The organism is Mycobacterium sp. IEC1808, assembly GCF_002101935.1.
Taxonomy (GTDB): Bacteria; Actinomycetota; Actinomycetes; order Mycobacteriales; family Mycobacteriaceae; genus Mycobacterium.
Window position 1 is genome coordinate 17,565 of sequence record NZ_LQPV01000029.1, and the last position, 14,761, is coordinate 32,325.

Below are 14,761 nucleotides of genomic sequence, written 5' to 3' on the forward strand. Positions count from 1 at the left end.
CGGTTGCCATGACGGCTTCCCCGAAAATCGCGGTCCTGGCCCCGGTCGCCGAAGGCGTCACCGCGGACCCGGAATGGATGGCGAGCTTCGCGGGCCACCTGGACCGGTGCGGGTTCGAATCGATCGTGGTCGTCGAGCACACCGTGCTGGCCACCCGCTACGACAGCGTCTACCCGTACGACAGCTCGGGCCGGGTCGGGCTGGCCGCCGACTGCCCGATACCCGACCCGCTCGACACGCTCGCCTTCTTGGCCGGGCACACCAGCCGGCTGCGGTTGGCCACCGGGGTACTGGTGCTGCCCAACCACCACCCGGTGGTGCTCGCCAAGCGGGCGGCGACCGTCGACGCGCTCTCGGGCGGCCGGCTGCGGCTGTGCGTCGGGGTGGGCTGGCTCAGGGAGGAGGTCGAGGCGTGCGGCACGGAATTCGACAGCCGGGGCAGGCGGGCCGACGAGCAGCTGGCCGTGTTGCGGGCGCTGTGGGCCGACATGCCGCAGGGGGTGTCGCACCACGGCGAGTTCTTCCACTTCGACGACGTGGTGTGTTATCCCAAACCCGTTGCCAGGGAACGACTTCCGATCTACATCGGGGGGCATAGCAAGGCGGCGGCCCGCCGGGCCGGGCGGTTCGGCGACGGCCTGCAGCCGCTCGGCGTGGCCGGTCCGGAGCTCGCGTCGTTGATCGCGCTGATGCGCGACGAGGCGTCGGCGGCCGGCCGAGACCCGGCGGCGCTGGAGGTATCGCTGGGCCACGCCGTCACCAAGATCGACGCCGAGCGCGCCGGCGCCCTCGCCGATCAGGGGGCCGACCGGATCGTGCTGTCGATGCCGCCGACCGCCGACATCGAGGAGGCCAAGGACGTCCTGTCGGCGTGCGCCCAGCGGCTGTCATTGAGCTCGTGACCCTCTCGGCGGCCGACCGCGCGGCCCTCAGCGAACTGGTGCACCGATACGCGGCCCATGTGGATGACCGTCAATTCGACTCGGTCGCAACACTTTTCACCGCGACCGCCGAGCTGACGGTGCCCGACCCGCCGGACGCGCTGGAACCGGTCCATTCCCACCGCGGCCGCGAGGCGATCGGCGCCGCGGTGGCCGCCGTCGCGGCGGTCACCCGAACCGAACACGCCATCGTCGGTGAGGTGTACGACGGGACCGCCCATGGCACCGCCGCCGGGCGGGTCGCGTGCATCGCGCATCACTGGAGCCACCGCGGGGACGAGGTGCTCGACGTGGTGTGGCATCTGCGCTACGACGACGAATACCGGCTGACCGACGCGGGCTGGCGGATCAGCCGCCGGGCCCTGAGCATCAACGCGATCGAGACCCGGCCGGTCCGCCGATTGCGGCCGCTCGGCCCCGAATAACTAGCGCGACCGGACACTTCAATACGGCGGCTCCACGGCAAAGTCGTTTGCTCCGAGGACATTTCGGGTAGCCGCGGGAGAGCGGTCGAACGAAAGCGACATTGGAGGAGGCGGTCATGGGGCACCTCGCGCGGCATCATTTCGCGGGTGATCGAAAGCGCTCCCCCGGCCTGCTCGTCGTCGCCGCGGCCGCCCTGGCGCTGGTGGTCTGCGTGATCAATTTCGCCCTGGGCGACGCGGTCGGGGGCGTTGACGCAGCGATCGTCGGATTGCTGGCCTTCGGCGCCGGGCTGGCGTGGCTTGCCATGGACCGCAGGCAAATCCGAGAAGCCGAACGAGGCTGGCACACCGATCGGCGGTAAACGCAGCGCTACTGCAGGTTCGCCAAGTTGTTGACCGAATTGCGAATGTCCGAGCGCAGCACCCTGGCGACCAGTCCACCGACCGGCCCGCTGAGCACCCCGCCCTTGAGGTCCGCCGTGAGGTGCAACTTCGATCCGGGATGGTCGTCGGAGATCGTCACACCTACTCCGATGCGGATCCCGCCGCGGCCCCGGCCTTGCAGCTCAACCGCTTTGGGTGCGTCGTAACAGGTGACTTCCCAGTGGATGATGTTCCGGAAGCCCTTGACCTTGATGCACGACGAAACGCAGGTGCCCTTCTCGATCGTCGACGGAACCGGCCCGCGCCAGCCACCGAAAATCGTCAACCACTCGTCGAACCGGCGCAGGTCGGACGCCAGCTTCCAGGCGGTTTCCGGCGGCACATCGGACGCCACCGAAACATCTACTCGTGCCAACGGTTCTCGCTCCTCGTCAGGCGGTCACGGACGTTGCAACCGCATACCCGCCTGTGCCGAAGGGATAAACCCGGCGCGCCGGCTTAGGGCCAGGCCTCCGCCAACTGGTGGGCCACGTCGATCACTTGTGCTGCCTGCGACTGCGGTGAGTCGATCTCCTCGGCGACGTACGCGGCGATGAAGCGACGGATCTCGCCGTCGACGCCCGCCAGGATGCGCAGCACCTCGCCGCGGAAGGATTTCGACGACACGTTAACGGTGATGTCGGAGGGGCGCGGTTTGGCGACGTCGACAATCAGCAGCAGGGGCTCGGCGGCCCGTGCCGTGGCGCGCAGCGCGATGTCTCCGGAAACCACGAACCGCTGCTTGTCGAGCCGCAGATCCAGCAGCAGGTCGAGGGCCAACGGGATGTGAATGACGAATGTGATCTCCTCCCCCAGGCGCCGGGTCACCTTGGGATCGTGGATCTTGACGTTGGCGCTGACTTTGGCGATCCCGCCGGGGCCCTGTGCGATGGGCTCCATGGCGAACTCGTTGCCCGCGATGTCGGCGAACGCGGCGGCGACACGCTCGGGCGTGACCGCGACCTCGAAGAACCTGCGGCCGAACTCTTCGTAGGTGACATAATCGTGGTTTGGCATAGGCTTATACCGTCTCACGTCCCCTGCCGGAACCGTCGCTGATCTGCTCGCGTCGCAGCAAATTCGAGCCAGGCGTGGCCCCGGTCCAGGCTGGGCGGACCCGATGGGTATCACGAGGATGTGACCCCGCACCCACCCCGTTGCGCTGTGAACATCACCACACGCGTGGCGCCTGGATTCGGTGCGCCGGCCGCCGGCCTGGGAGGCTGGACTGACTTGGAGGTGTTGAGAGCTGATGTGCGCCCAGGAAGCTACTGCGTCGCGCTCGTTCAAGTCCCGGATCCAGGGACCGCTCACTTGGCTCGGCGGCGGCCACCGGCGCGAGCTCGGTGAAAGCCACGAGCGGCAGGCCCAGGCCGAGGAAGCCCTGGCCGGCGCGGTCGTGTTGCTCGCGGCCGCGCTGGCCTGGCTGGTCGCCGGCCTCGCGTTGCGGGAGTCCACCCGCTGGCCAACGCTCGCCGTAGTGGCGCTGACGCTCGTCTTCGGCCTGCTGGTCGGTGCGGTGACCCGCGGCACGGCCGGCGGACCCCGGCGGGGCTGGCTCGGCGTCGTGGCTCGCGGGGCCGTCGCGATCGCCGTCGGGGTCGTTGTCGGCGAGCTCGCCTCCCTCGTCATCTTTGCCAGCTCGATCGACCACCGGCTCGACGAACGGGCGCTGCGCGACGCCGACTCGGCGCCGGCCGTCGTGCGGGCCTCGGCGTCGCTGCAACAAACCAGGGACGCGCGGGCCGGGCTCGAGCGCGCCGTGGCGCAGGCCCGCGAACGCCAGGACCAGGCTTTGGTCGTGGCACGCTGCGAGTACAACCCCACGCCACCCTGCCCCCAGACCCGGATCACCGGCGTGCCCGGGGCCGGGCCCGAAACCCGAACTGCGAACGAGCTTCTCGCCGACGCGCAGCACGAACTGGACAACGCGTTGGCGACCCGTGACCGCCAGGCGCCCGAACTGGACGCCCAGATCTCCCGCGAGGAGCAGACCCTGACCCGGGCGCGTCAGGACGTGGCCGCGGACGCCGGCCGGGGGCTCGGCGCGCGCTGGGTCGCCATGAACGAGGTCACCCTGTCCGGCGCCGGGCCGTTGGCGCTGCGACTGGCGGCGATCGCGTTCTTCGCGCTGTTGTGCCTGCTGCCGCTGATCCTGCGGCTGTGGCGCGGCGAGACGACGCACGACCGGCACGCGACCGCGCGGGCCGAGCGCGAACGGGCCGAGATGGAGGCCGAAACCGCCATCGCGATCAAACGGGCGCAGGTCCGCCGCGAGGCCGAGATCATGTGGGCCGAGCACCAACTCACCCAGGCGCGGCTCGCCATCGAGGCGCAGACCGAGATCGACCGCGAGCAGCAGCGCCGGCGGGTGATGGACGCCCTCGAGGCGCCGGTGCGCGCGTCGTCGCGGCGGACGTTCGAGCCGGTGCAAGACGACATCTACCTGCCGATCGCGGCGGAGGCGGAGGCGGCCAGCCGGGCGATCGCGCCGTTGCCCGCCGACCAGCCGGAGCCCGAGGTCGAGGTGCCACCCGAGACCCCCGCGAACCTGCCCGCCCCGGTCGAGGCGGGCGGCGAGGTCGAGCCACACGAGGAGCGGGCGACGCCGCTGATCCCGTCGCTTCCGGACGCCACCAAGGCCGCCGCCCGCTGGATTCGCCCGCTGGTCCCGCCGTTCGTCGCCCGGGTCATCGACAACACCACCCAGCCGCTGCGTACCGCGCGCCACGTGTTCGAAGAGGTTGAGGAGATCACCTTCGCGCTCAAGCGCACCCGCAAGGTGACGCTGGACTCGGAAAGCACCGATCCCGGTGAGCAGGCGCCGCGGCGGTCCGAGACCGACGAAGCCCCGCCCGCGACCGCGCGGGTCTCGTCTTCGCGCGGCGACCGTGGCGCGGGCACACCGCACCGGGTCGGCGGGCACCAGCGGCGCTCGGGGCGCCCGATCGCCGCGAAGGACGTCGAGGGCCTGGCGGTGGCGGGGCGCGACCGCAAGGCCGAGCTGACGCAGCGGGACGGGCCGGGCGAGCTGCGTGCGCCCGAGGGCCCGCGGCAGCTCCCGCCCGGGGAATGACGCCGGCTGCGCGACGCCTGACTCCCTCGGATTTTTCATCGGGCGGCCAGCTGCCGTTAAAGTCCCGTTGGCCGCAACGGATGGCGCCCTCAGCCCCGCTTTGCGAGAATCACCGAACTATGAGACTCGTACTGTTGATGGCAAGTGCCGCCCTGGTGATCGGTACCGCCGCCCCGGCGTACGCCGACCCTGACGCCAAGGATCAAAGCTTCCTCAACGCGCTTACTCAGGCCGGGCTGACCTACCTGAACGCCGACCGTGCGATCACCGCCGGCAAGCAGGTATGCAAGTCGGCCGACGACGGCATGACGGGCGAGGAAATCGTCAAGAACCTGCAGGAGAAAAATCCGGGATTCCAAGGTCCCGGGGCCGCCAAGTTCGCGGCGATCGCGGCCTCGGCGTACTGCCCGGAAAAGCTGACCCAGACCGAGGAAGGCGAATCGCCGAAGCCCGCCGGCACATAGCGACCGCCCGTTTCGCTTGGCGGCCCGACGGCACCCGCGCGGGTGCACGGCCGCGGTGCCTGGTCCGCGCGAAGGTATGATCCTCCGGATAACGACGGGGGAAGGATCTCGTGGATCTCGAGGCGGCGGAGATGGCAGGGCAGGGTCTCGCGGTGACAACCGCCAAGGCGATCGCGGCTCCGGCGTGAAGATCAGCCTGTTCCTCGCGGACGCGGCGCAGGCCGACGTCCAATCCGGGAAGGTCAATGCCCTCGGGCTCGGGTGGCGGCAGTGTCAAACACCAACGCCCGCTTTCGCTTTGGTGCTTTTCCTGGACATCGACTGGGACGAGACCAACAAACCGCACAAGCTGACGTGTCAATTGTTGACCACCGACGGTGAACCGGTGGTGGTGATGGGAACGCAAGGGCCACAGCGGATCTCTTTCGAAGCCTCGGCGGAGGCCGGGCGCCCCCCGGGGGCGATCCACGGCACGTCGGTCCGGATGCCGCTCACGCTCAACATCCCCGCGGGAATACCCCTCGAGCCCGGCCTTTACGAGTGGCGGGTGGAGGTGGAGGGCTTCGAACAGGCCACGACGGTCGAGGCATTCGTGGTGGTCGGCGCGCCACACCAGCCGGCGGCGCCGTCGATTTGATGCCCACGCCGCGAGAGTGCAACCAGCGACGCGCCACTCGAGAAACGCGTTGCCACTGGCACTCTCGTGACGGCGCGTCCTATTCGTCGGCGAAGGCCTCGTAGAGCTCGGGCAGAAAGCCCGCCAGGTGGTTCATCTCCTGCGCACAGTGCACCAGCAGGTTGCGGGCGGTCGCCTCCGGGGTGCCCAGCACCCGCGAGGCGAACGGCCGAACCGCCCGCGACGCCATGTCCGGCGCATTGCGCACGGCGATGTGCGCTCCGCCCATCCAGAACCGTGATCGCATCTCTGCGCCGTCGGGTGTCGAACGGATGTGATGGATGAACCATCCCGTATCCACCGGCGCCTCGGCCGAGCCCAGCCGAGCGCAGATCGACACGGCGTCCGCGCTGTCGGGCGGGCAGCCCAGGGTTGTCGGCTCAACGAATTGAATTGCGCCGTTGAGCAATGTCGAACCGATGTACTCACTGATCATCGACCAGCGGTCGATGTAGCGCCGGTTGTCCTGGCCGTCCTTCCAGACGGCGGACAGGTGCGCCCGCGGGTGCCACAACTTGTAGCGGCGGGTGTCGCAACCGTGCCAGCCGAACCACCACGCCCACATCGCGGGGCTGACCCCGGGCATGTCGGTGCGCACCGATACCTGAAAGCCGCCGTCATCGAGGACGCCGTAGCCGTTCTCGGTCTGGTGGTACCCCTCCTCGGCGACGGTTGCGGCGTCGTCGAACGCCAGCAGCGCCATCCCACCCTGCGGGCCATGCTGGAGCGCCTCGACGACATGCTTTGGCAGCGGGTCCATTTCGGGCTTGAAGAACTTGCCGAACGGCGTGTTCACGTCGTCGCCGCGGTAGCCCAGGTACTTCTCGTCGGACATCAGAGCCTTCCCATCCAACTGTTGAACAAGCCGTCGGGGTCATAGGTGGCGCGCGCCTTGTCCAGGCGCGCCATCGCCTCGTCGGTGGCGAACTTCGCCGGCCGGTTGCCCAGGTTTTCGTCGGCGAGCTGGATTCCGGTGGCCAGGTGCGACATCGCCGCCATGTTGGATCCGGCCCAGTCGCCGTACGTCTCGTCGTCGGCCGCGTCCTTCCACGAGCCGTACAGCGCCAGGTAGATCTCGTCTTCCACGCTGTAGGCCATGTCCTGGCGCGGCGGCGACGGCCCCCAGTTCAGCCAGAGGAAGTGCGACGGGGCGGGCGGCATGGTTTGCAGGATCGTCCGGATGCCCGGCAGCAGCTCCGCGGCGGACGCGGAGGTCCACATGTTGTCGGCCGTGTAGCGGTGATCGTTCAGATAGTGGGTCATCACGGCGGTGTACCAGGTGGGCAGGTCGCTCGGCATGTACGGGACGGCGAGGAGCGCTTTGTCCACGACGGGGCAGGTGCCGAAGATGGCGAGGGCCTGTTGCGCTTCCTCCTCCGAGTCCGCGAACGCCGGGGACGCGAAGGCGATCGCAGGGCTGTCGATGCCCATCTCCGGGAGGCTGCGCGTCGCGATGGCCTGCATCTCCACCCGGCGGTCCACCTCGGCGCTGATGCTGCGTGCCCAGGTGTAGACCTCGTCGGCGAGGTCCCACGGATAGACGTAGACGCTGGTGCCGCAGACGGCCGGGCGCGGATACAGCTTCAGGTAGAACGACGTGACGACCCCGAAGAAACCCGGGCCGGCCCCGCGGGCGGCCCAGTAAAGGTCGGCGTGATTGTCTGCGTCGCAATGGATCTGCTGGCCGTCGGCGGTAATGACGTCCAGGCCGACGACGCTCTCGCAGGCGGGACCGAAGATGCGGCTGTTCCAGCCGTAGCCACCCTGTAGCAGATAGCCGCCGAGGCAGACGCCCTTGCAGTGGCCGCCGGGGAAGAATAGGCCCTGCTCCTCCAGGTCGGCCATGAGCAGGCTGCCCCCCTTGCCCGGACCGACGACGGCGAGGCCCTTTTCGGCGTCGACCGTGGCGTGATCCAGACGGCTGACGTCGAGCAGGACGGCGCCGTCGCGCAGATGGCTGGCGGCGAAGCTGTGCCCGCCCGACACGATGCTGACCTTTTGTCCGTTGGCCGTGGCATAGCGGATGCCGGCGATGATCTCCGCGGCGTCGACGGCCTGGACGATCAGCTCGGGGTAGCGTTCGGGCACTCGCTCATGCCACACCGTGCAGAGCCGGGCGGCCTCGTACCCGTCATCGCCCCGGAAAAAGTGCCGCCCGGCTGGTAGCGCGCCCATGTGGGAACTCCTTTGGTCCGCATTTCGGGTCTTGGTAGTCCGCTATGCGGATCACTATAGTGGACGCGTGCCAAATAAGGGTGTCTGAGGGGGAGATTTTGCCGACCGGTCGCGACGAAGGAATCCAGGTCCTGCGCCGGGCCGCCGCCGCGCTGGACGAGATCGCCGCCGAGCCGGGGCGGCTGCGCCTGGTCGACCTCGGCGAGCGGCTTGGGCTGGCCAAGTCGACCGCTCGCCGCTTGCTGGTCGGCCTGGTGGAAGTGGGATTGGCGAGCGTCGATGCGCAGGGGCACTTCTCGCTCGGCGATCGCCTGCTGGGTTTCGGCGGGGCCGACGGGGAACAGATCGCGACGATCTTCCGCCCGACGATCGAACGGGTGGCGCGCGCCACCGACGGCGAAACGGTCGATCTGTCGATACTGCGGGGTCGGCGAATGTGGTTCGTCGACCAGATCGAGTCGCCGCACCGGCTGCGCGCGGTCTCGGCGGTCGGCGTCCGATTCCCGTTGGAATCGACCGCCAACGGAAAAGCGGCCCTGGCGGCCCTGGACGCCGCGGAGGCCGAGGCCGTCCTCGCTCGCTTGGGCCCCGGTGCGACCGAGGCGCTGCGTGACGAGGTGGCCGAGATCAGGCGCACCGGTGTCGCTTTCGACCGCGACGAGCACACTCGGGGAATCTCGGCCGCCGCCATCGCGCGGCGCACCGCCGGCGACAACGTGGTCGCGATCTCGGTTCCCGCTCCCACCGCACGCTTTCGCGAAAAGGAGCAGCGCATCCTCACCGCATTGCGCGCGGCGGCCGCCTCGCCCGCATGGACGCGTTGACCACGTGAACTGCTGGCTGGCGACGGCCGCGGTACCCCCCAGGACCCCGGCCGGCGCCAATTCCCTAGCCGCCGCTCAGCAGCTGACCGCCGCGGACTTGGTGAACAGAGAACCCCACTCGTGGCGAGCGGCGGACTGCGCGTCGGTGAAGCTCGGCGTCTTCTCGCCGTCGCCCGCCAGGTGGACGAGCGCCCACGCCATGGCGAATACCGGAATCTTGTGACGCAATGCGGCACTGTGCAATTCGTCCAAAGCCACGTGCGAAGGGCATCGGCGAAGTCCGATCAAGATGCCCCGCGCGGTGTCGAGCATGCCGCCGGAGTTCGGGCCGTACGCCATCATGCTTTCGATACCTCCTGTTGCGCCCGAACGGAATCCGCCACCCGCATGGCGGCCACAGAACCCGTGCGATACGCATCGTCGCGCCTTGTCCCCTAAAAGGCGCCCTATGCCCATGATTTGTGGATCGAAGGCGGTGTGCCAGAGCAGCGTTGGAATCGATATGGGCTTGTGACCGATCCGGGACAGCGCGAATCAGCCTGCGAGAGCCAGCACTTCGTCGAAGCCGGCCACCAGGGCGTCGTAGAAAACGTCGAAATCCGGTATGGCGGTGGTGTCGACGTCGATGCCCAACGCGCACTTGTCGACATAGGTGAGCAGCGTGACGTTGACCGCCGAGCCGATGGTCGGTCCGAAGGCGTACTGCGCGCGCACCGGTGCGCCGCCCAGGAACACCGGCACCGGCACCCCGGGCACGTCGCTGGCGACGAAATCGACATGGCGCAGCACCGAGCCGATGTACCAGCGGGGCATCAGGTTAAGCACCCCGGCGATCCGCTGGGTGTAGGGAACGGATTTCTCGTTGCGCACCGCGCCGGCGCGCTGATGGATTTCCTCGATGCGCGCCGCCGGGTCGGCCTCACCCGCGGGCACGTCAAAACGCATCAGCGTGATCCGGTTTCCGCCCATGTCGTCGGCCTCGGTCCGCAGGCTGATCGGCATCGTCAGATGCAGGTCACCGATTTCGACGCCGTGCTTCTCGTGATAGCGGCGCAGCCCACCGGCCACGCCTGAGACGAACGCGTCGTTGAGCGCGCCACCGCAGCGGTGGGCCGCCTCGCGCAGTTGCGGCATGGGCACCTCGTGCACCATGAGATGCCGGATCAGGCCACGGTCGGTCACCAGCGGAGAGCCAGGGTGACTTATCGGCCGCATCAGCCGATAGACCGACCCCGCCAGGGCCGTCGCCGATCTAACCGTCGCGACGGGCCGGCGCACACCGTCGTAGACGAGCCGTGGTGCCGCTTTGGCCGCGCCGGCAACGGCGTTCGCGAGTAGGCCGGCGTCGTAGCGCCAGGTGTCCCGGTAGCCGGTGACCCACGACGGCCTGGGAGCCTCCGGCTCGGGCGGCAGCGGCTCGTGCTCATACAGGTCCTCGGAGAGGTTGAACAGGTTCATCGCGATCTGCACGCCGCCGATCCCGTCGGTGAGGGCATGGTGGAACTTGCAAATCATCGCCGCGCCACCGTTTTCCAGGCCGTCGATGAACGTCGTCTCCCAGAGCGCGCGGGCCCTGTCGAAGTCCTGCATCTCGGCCAACCGAGCCATCTCGAGCAGGTCGTCGAGCGTTCCGGCCCCCGGCGCCGCACCGCGCCGAACGTGGTAGTCGAGGTCGAAGTCGGGGGCGTACTCCCAGCGGGGCGGAGCCGGGGGCGGCGAGGGCACCACCCGTTGCCGAAACATCGGGAGTTTGCGGCTGATCAGGTCGAAACGTTCGCGCACCGCGTCCCAGTCCGGGGACCGATCCAGCAGCACGACACTGACCACGGTCGATCGCAGCCGCGGATCGGATTCCATCGCCCACGTGAACGCGTCGCTGTTGCGTAAGAATGCAGTCATGGTGTGCTCCGGGCCTAAACCTACGACTCGGGGCGGCAAAGGTCAGCACATCATTGGCAGGCAATGACTTTGGTCCCTCGACGTCGGGACATTCGTCAGGGTGCCGGTGTGGATCCGGTCGGTCCCGATCGGGTACGTGACTCACGGATTTGATATCGCCGGCGCTATCAAATCCGCAGCAGGGCACATGCCCCGGAGAGCCCGACGGAGCCGCTCGGGCTATTCGCCCGGCTCCGCGTCGGCGAATTCGCAGAACGCCGTGTAAGCGCGTGCACCGTAGATGGTGGCCGGCCCGCCGTGCATCAGGATCGTCACGCCGATGGCCTCCGCGGCCTCCTCACGGGTGGCACCCGCACGGGCGGCGGCCTGGGCGTGCGATGCGATACATCCGTCGCAGCCCTGGACGATCCCGATCGCCAGCGCCATGAGTTCTTTGACCTTGCGGCTCAGCGCCCCGTCGGCCAGGGCGGCCCCGCTCAGGGCGGCGAACCCCTTGTACACCTCCGGGATTTGCTTGCGCAGCTCGCGGTGCTGGGGCAGCAACTCCTGCAGGACCTCGTGGTGATGGTGATGTTCGTCTGGCATGTCGGCCTACTCGGCTCTCACCGGCGAAGCGCTCTTGAGTGACTCGATCGCCGCCCGCAGCCGGTCCCCGACCTCCTCGGCGACCGGACGCAGCTCCGGCTCACCGGTGACCTCCACCAGTAGCCCCGGATTCATCGCCTCGACGAGCACCGTCCCGGCATCCTCCGGGTCGGCGCGCACGACAACGTTGCACGGCAGCAGCAGGCCGATCTGGCGATTGGCCTGCACGGCGCGATGCGCCAGCGGCGGGTTGCAGGCGCCGAGGATCAGGTAGTCCTCCATGTCGTGGCCGAGTTTGGCCTTCATCGTGGCCTTGACGTCGATTTCGGTCAGCACGCCGAAGCCCTGTTCGGCGAGCGCCTGGCGGGTACGCGCGACCGCGTCCTCGAACGAGGTATGCAGCGGCGTCGCAAGCGCGATATCCATCATGACTCCTTCCCTTCGTGCCCTGGTGCGCTCACGCGAGCGCCAGGAACAACTTCTCCAGTTCCGCCTCGCTCAGTGGCGCCCCACCGTCGGCGGTGCTGCCCGTGACGCATTCCCTCAGCCCGGTCGCGACGATCTTGAACCCGGCGCGATCGAGCGCGCGCGAGACCGCCGCGAGCTGGGTGACGACGTCCTTGCAGTCGCGGCCCTGCTCGATCATCGAGATCACCCCCGCGAGTTGCCCCTGCGCGCGGCGCAGGCGGTTGAGCACCGCGGCGACGCTGTCCTGATCACCAATCATGTAGATCCCTCCGTCTCCCCTTGCGGCACACACAGTACCCGAGGGGGTATTAGTCGACTTACCAGAAATATACCCCATAGGGTATCAGTTGTCATCTCCGGGCACAGAGCGAATGGGGTCGACCACGGCGACGACCACCCTCTCCTACGAGACATTCGAATCGCCGAAGAAGGACGCGGTGCGCGCCAAAATCGCCGCCCGAAAGGCCGCCGCGGCCCGGTGACGGGCGGGCCTCAGAGGATGGCCCCGAGGTCCTTCGCCCTGGCGATGTCGTCCCAGTCGACATCGAGCTCGAGCAGGATCTCTTCGGTGTGCTGCCCGTGCTCCGGGGCGCGGGCGGGAGCCGGCGGTGTCTCGTCAAATTGAACGGGCGCCGCGACGATCCGGTATTTCTCGCCGTGGTCGTCGACGTTGGTCACCACGTAGCCGTTGGGCTCCACCTGCGGGTCGTTGAGGGTCTCCCGCGGCGTCGCGAGGGCGCCCCACACCCCGGGTTCGTCCGCGAGCACCTTTCGCCAGTGCGCAAGGTCATTGCGCGCGAACGCGTTCGCGAAGATCTCGGTCGCCGCGGCCGCATTCGCGATCAGGTTGCTCGACGGCACAAACCGCTCGTCGGTGGCCAACTCGCCCAGGCCCATCCGCTCACAGAAGCCCGCCCAGAACTTGTCGGGCTGCAGGAAGACCAGCTGAATCCACCTGCCGTCCTTCGTCTTGTACCGGTTCACCAGGGGATTGATGGCCAGCCCGGGCGGGGCGCCCGGGATGCCGTCGATGTCGAAGAAATCGGCCGCCGAGATCGACGGCGCGATCGCCCACATCGCCTGCGCCAGCAGCGAAGAATCGACAATCGTCGGTTCGCCGGTGCGCTCCCGGTGAAACAACGCGGCACACACGCCGCCGGCCAGCGTCGCACCACCCTGCAGGTCGCCGAACCCCGGGCCCTGGACCGCCGGCGTGTCGGTGCCGAACGGCGTGAGTGTGTACGCCACCCCGCCGCGGGCCAGGTAGGTGGCCGCGTCGAACCCGCCGCGATCGCGGTCCGGACCGCGGACCCCGAGCCCGGTGCCGCGCGCGATGATGATCTTCGGGTTGAACGCCCGGACGTCCTCGACGGTGAGCCGGGCCCGTTCGAGCGCGCCGGGCAGCCAGTTGGTCAGGAACACGTCCGCGCTGGCCAACAAGCGGCCGAACAGGTCGCGGCCGACCTCGGACTTGATGTCGATGGCGATGCTGCGTTTGCCGCGATTGCCCAACTCGAGGATGAAGTCGGCGTCCGGGCGGGCCGCTTCGCGGGTGAAGCCACCGACCACGAGCGCGCGTCCGGGATCCCCCGCGGTGACGCCCTCCACCTTGATCACGTCGGCGCCCCAGTCCGATAGCGCCGCCCCCGCCGAAGGCACGTACGTCCACGACGCCAACTCGACCACACGGACACCGCTCAGCACCCCAGGCAAGGCAGCCGCCTTTCTTGCTATTTTAAGTATTCTAGCTACTCTAAGGGATATCGACAGCCCGGCTGCGGCCACGCGCGGTTTTCGTGGAAGAGATGCGATGGGGCAGACCCTGGGTCCGACCCCGCTCCGCGCTGCGGTTCGTGCGCGCCTTCCCGCTTCTTTGGCAGCGAATAGCTTTGGCCCCCAACGTGGGTCGCTGATTTAGGGCGAAGGAACAGGATATGGGCAGGGTGACGGGCAAGGTGGCCTTGATCAGCGGGGCCGCGCGCGGGCAGGGGCGTTCGCATGCGCGGCTGCTGGCCGCGGAGGGCGCCGACATCATCGCGGTGGATATCTGCGCAGACATCGAAACCAACGAGTACCCGCTGGCCCGGCCGGAGGATCTCGACGAGACGGCACGGCTGGTCGAAAAGGAAGGGCAGCGCGCGCACACGGCGATCGCGGACGTGCGCGACCGAGTGGCCCTGGCCGCCGCGATCGATGAGGGCGTGGCCGAATTCGGCCGTCTCGACATCGTGGTGGCCAACGCCGGCATCTGCCCGCTGACCGCGGGCCTTCCGCCCCAGGCGTTCGCCGATGCCGTCGACGTCGACCTGCTCGGGGTGCTCAACCTGGTGCACGCGAGCCTCAAACATCTGCAAGCGGGGGCGTCGATCATCGTCATCGGGTCCAACGCGGCGTTCATGTCGTCGCTGAACACCGGCGGCGGCGTGTCCGGAGGCCCCGGAGGGGCTGGCTACGCCTTCGCGAAACTGGCTGCCGCGCATTATGTCCACGACTTCGCCTTGGCGCTCGCGCCCTTCAGCATCCGGATGAACGCGGTGCACCCGACGAATGTCAACACCGACATGCTGCACAGCGCACCGATGTACCGCGCGTTCCGGCCGGACCTGTCCGAACCCAAGCGCGAGGACGCCGAACCGGTCTTCCCGGTGGTCCAGGCGATGCCCATCCCCTATGTCGAGCCCGAGGACATCAGCGAGGCCGTGTTGTTCCTCGCCTCGGACGCGGCGCGCTACGTCACCGGCCAACAGCTCCGCGTGGACGGGGGCGGCTTCCTGAAGGTCAAGCCGTGGTCGGGCACGTAAGACT

18 protein-coding genes are annotated in these 14,761 nt (G+C 68.7%); 8 read left to right on the forward strand and 10 right to left on the reverse strand.

Annotated elements, in window-relative coordinates:
• The first annotated feature begins 8 nt into the window (after window positions 1-8).
• The 3 genes from AWB92_RS17460 to AWB92_RS17470 all read left to right on the forward strand — a co-directional run bounded on the left by AWB92_RS17460 (window position 9) and on the right by AWB92_RS17470 (window position 1,728).
• A complete protein-coding gene (locus AWB92_RS17460) occupies window positions 9-902 on the forward strand; it encodes an LLM class F420-dependent oxidoreductase (RefSeq protein ID WP_085187790.1) in 894 nt (297 codons plus the stop codon).
• Window positions 899-1,366, forward strand: a complete 468-nt coding sequence (locus tag AWB92_RS17465) for a nuclear transport factor 2 family protein (protein WP_085187793.1) — start codon at window positions 899-901, stop codon at window positions 1,364-1,366. Before AWB92_RS17460 ends, AWB92_RS17465 begins: the two co-directional genes overlap by 4 nt.
• Before the next feature lie 116 nt (window positions 1,367-1,482).
• A complete protein-coding gene (locus AWB92_RS17470; RefSeq protein ID WP_085187796.1) occupies window positions 1,483-1,728 on the forward strand; it encodes a hypothetical protein in 246 nt (81 codons plus the stop codon).
• A gap of 8 nt (window positions 1,729-1,736) precedes the next feature.
• On the opposite strand, the gene AWB92_RS17475 is transcribed toward AWB92_RS17470, so the two are convergent.
• Together AWB92_RS17475 and AWB92_RS17480 are read right to left on the reverse strand one after the other, a co-directional pair.
• Window positions 1,737-2,165: an SRPBCC family protein gene (locus AWB92_RS17475; RefSeq protein ID WP_085187799.1), complete on the reverse strand. Its 429-nt coding sequence runs from the start codon at window positions 2,163-2,165 to the stop codon at window positions 1,737-1,739.
• 83 nt (window positions 2,166-2,248) lie between these two features.
• Complete coding sequence (locus AWB92_RS17480) at window positions 2,249-2,806, reverse strand: hypothetical protein (RefSeq protein ID WP_067158183.1); 558 nt, start codon at window positions 2,804-2,806, stop codon at window positions 2,249-2,251.
• A 235-nt stretch (window positions 2,807-3,041) separates the two neighbouring features.
• Here AWB92_RS17480 and AWB92_RS17485 point away from each other — a divergent pair, with 235 nt between their 5' ends.
• The 3 genes from AWB92_RS17485 (at window position 3,042) to AWB92_RS17495 (ending at window position 5,966) form a co-directional block, all read left to right on the forward strand.
• Window positions 3,042-4,865 (forward strand): DUF4407 domain-containing protein, encoded by a 1,824-nt coding sequence (locus tag AWB92_RS17485; protein ID WP_085187802.1) that lies wholly within the window; start codon window positions 3,042-3,044, stop codon window positions 4,863-4,865.
• Between the two features lie 119 nt (window positions 4,866-4,984).
• Window positions 4,985-5,329, forward strand: coding sequence for a DUF732 domain-containing protein (locus AWB92_RS17490; protein ID WP_085187805.1), 345 nt, complete (start codon window positions 4,985-4,987; stop codon window positions 5,327-5,329).
• 184 nt (window positions 5,330-5,513) lie between these two features.
• Window positions 5,514-5,966: a hypothetical protein gene (locus AWB92_RS17495; RefSeq protein ID WP_068112068.1), complete on the forward strand. Its 453-nt coding sequence runs from the start codon at window positions 5,514-5,516 to the stop codon at window positions 5,964-5,966.
• A gap of 79 nt (window positions 5,967-6,045) precedes the next feature.
• Here AWB92_RS17495 and AWB92_RS17500 read toward each other — a convergent pair whose 3' ends face one another.
• On the reverse strand, window positions 6,046-6,840 hold the full coding sequence (locus AWB92_RS17500; protein WP_085187808.1) for a hypothetical protein: 795 nt from the start codon (window positions 6,838-6,840) through the stop codon (window positions 6,046-6,048).
• Complete coding sequence (locus tag AWB92_RS17505) at window positions 6,840-8,180, reverse strand: FAD-binding oxidoreductase (RefSeq protein ID WP_085187810.1); 1,341 nt, start codon at window positions 8,178-8,180, stop codon at window positions 6,840-6,842. Before AWB92_RS17505 ends, AWB92_RS17500 begins: the two co-directional genes overlap by 1 nt.
• A 74-nt stretch (window positions 8,181-8,254) precedes the next feature.
• Here AWB92_RS17505 and AWB92_RS17510 point away from each other — a divergent pair, with 74 nt between their 5' ends.
• A complete protein-coding gene (locus AWB92_RS17510) occupies window positions 8,255-9,004 on the forward strand; it encodes an IclR family transcriptional regulator (RefSeq protein WP_142282151.1) in 750 nt (249 codons plus the stop codon).
• A 75-nt stretch (window positions 9,005-9,079) separates the two neighbouring features.
• On the opposite strand, the gene AWB92_RS17515 is transcribed toward AWB92_RS17510, so the two are convergent.
• The 6 genes from AWB92_RS17515 to AWB92_RS17540 form a co-directional block, all read right to left on the reverse strand.
• Window positions 9,080-9,346 carry an ANTAR domain-containing protein gene (locus tag AWB92_RS17515; RefSeq protein ID WP_085187816.1) on the reverse strand — a complete coding sequence of 89 codons (267 nt, stop codon included), beginning with the start codon at window positions 9,344-9,346 and terminating at the stop codon, window positions 9,080-9,082.
• Between the two features lie 192 nt (window positions 9,347-9,538).
• The gene (locus tag AWB92_RS17520) at window positions 9,539-10,903 is read right to left on the reverse strand and encodes a wax ester/triacylglycerol synthase domain-containing protein (RefSeq protein WP_085187822.1); all 1,365 of its coding nucleotides are present in this window, start codon (window positions 10,901-10,903) and stop codon (window positions 9,539-9,541) included.
• A 219-nt stretch (window positions 10,904-11,122) separates the two neighbouring features.
• Entirely contained in the window at window positions 11,123-11,488 is a 366-nt protein-coding gene (locus tag AWB92_RS17525; RefSeq protein ID WP_085187826.1) for a carboxymuconolactone decarboxylase family protein, read from the reverse strand.
• A gap of 6 nt (window positions 11,489-11,494) precedes the next feature.
• Complete coding sequence (locus tag AWB92_RS17530; protein WP_085187927.1) at window positions 11,495-11,914, reverse strand: DUF302 domain-containing protein; 420 nt, start codon at window positions 11,912-11,914, stop codon at window positions 11,495-11,497.
• A 31-nt stretch (window positions 11,915-11,945) separates the two neighbouring features.
• Window positions 11,946-12,215, reverse strand: a complete 270-nt coding sequence (locus AWB92_RS17535) for a metal-sensitive transcriptional regulator (RefSeq protein WP_085187829.1) — start codon at window positions 12,213-12,215, stop codon at window positions 11,946-11,948.
• A gap of 233 nt (window positions 12,216-12,448) precedes the next feature.
• Window positions 12,449-13,669, reverse strand: a complete 1,221-nt coding sequence (locus AWB92_RS17540) for a CaiB/BaiF CoA-transferase family protein (protein ID WP_085187837.1) — start codon at window positions 13,667-13,669, stop codon at window positions 12,449-12,451.
• Window positions 13,670-13,890: 221 nt separating this feature from the next.
• Between AWB92_RS17540 and AWB92_RS17545 the strand changes: the two genes are divergently transcribed.
• Entirely contained in the window at window positions 13,891-14,757 is an 867-nt protein-coding gene (locus AWB92_RS17545) for a mycofactocin-coupled SDR family oxidoreductase (protein ID WP_085187840.1), read from the forward strand.
• Window positions 14,758-14,761: the final 4 nt, after the last annotated feature.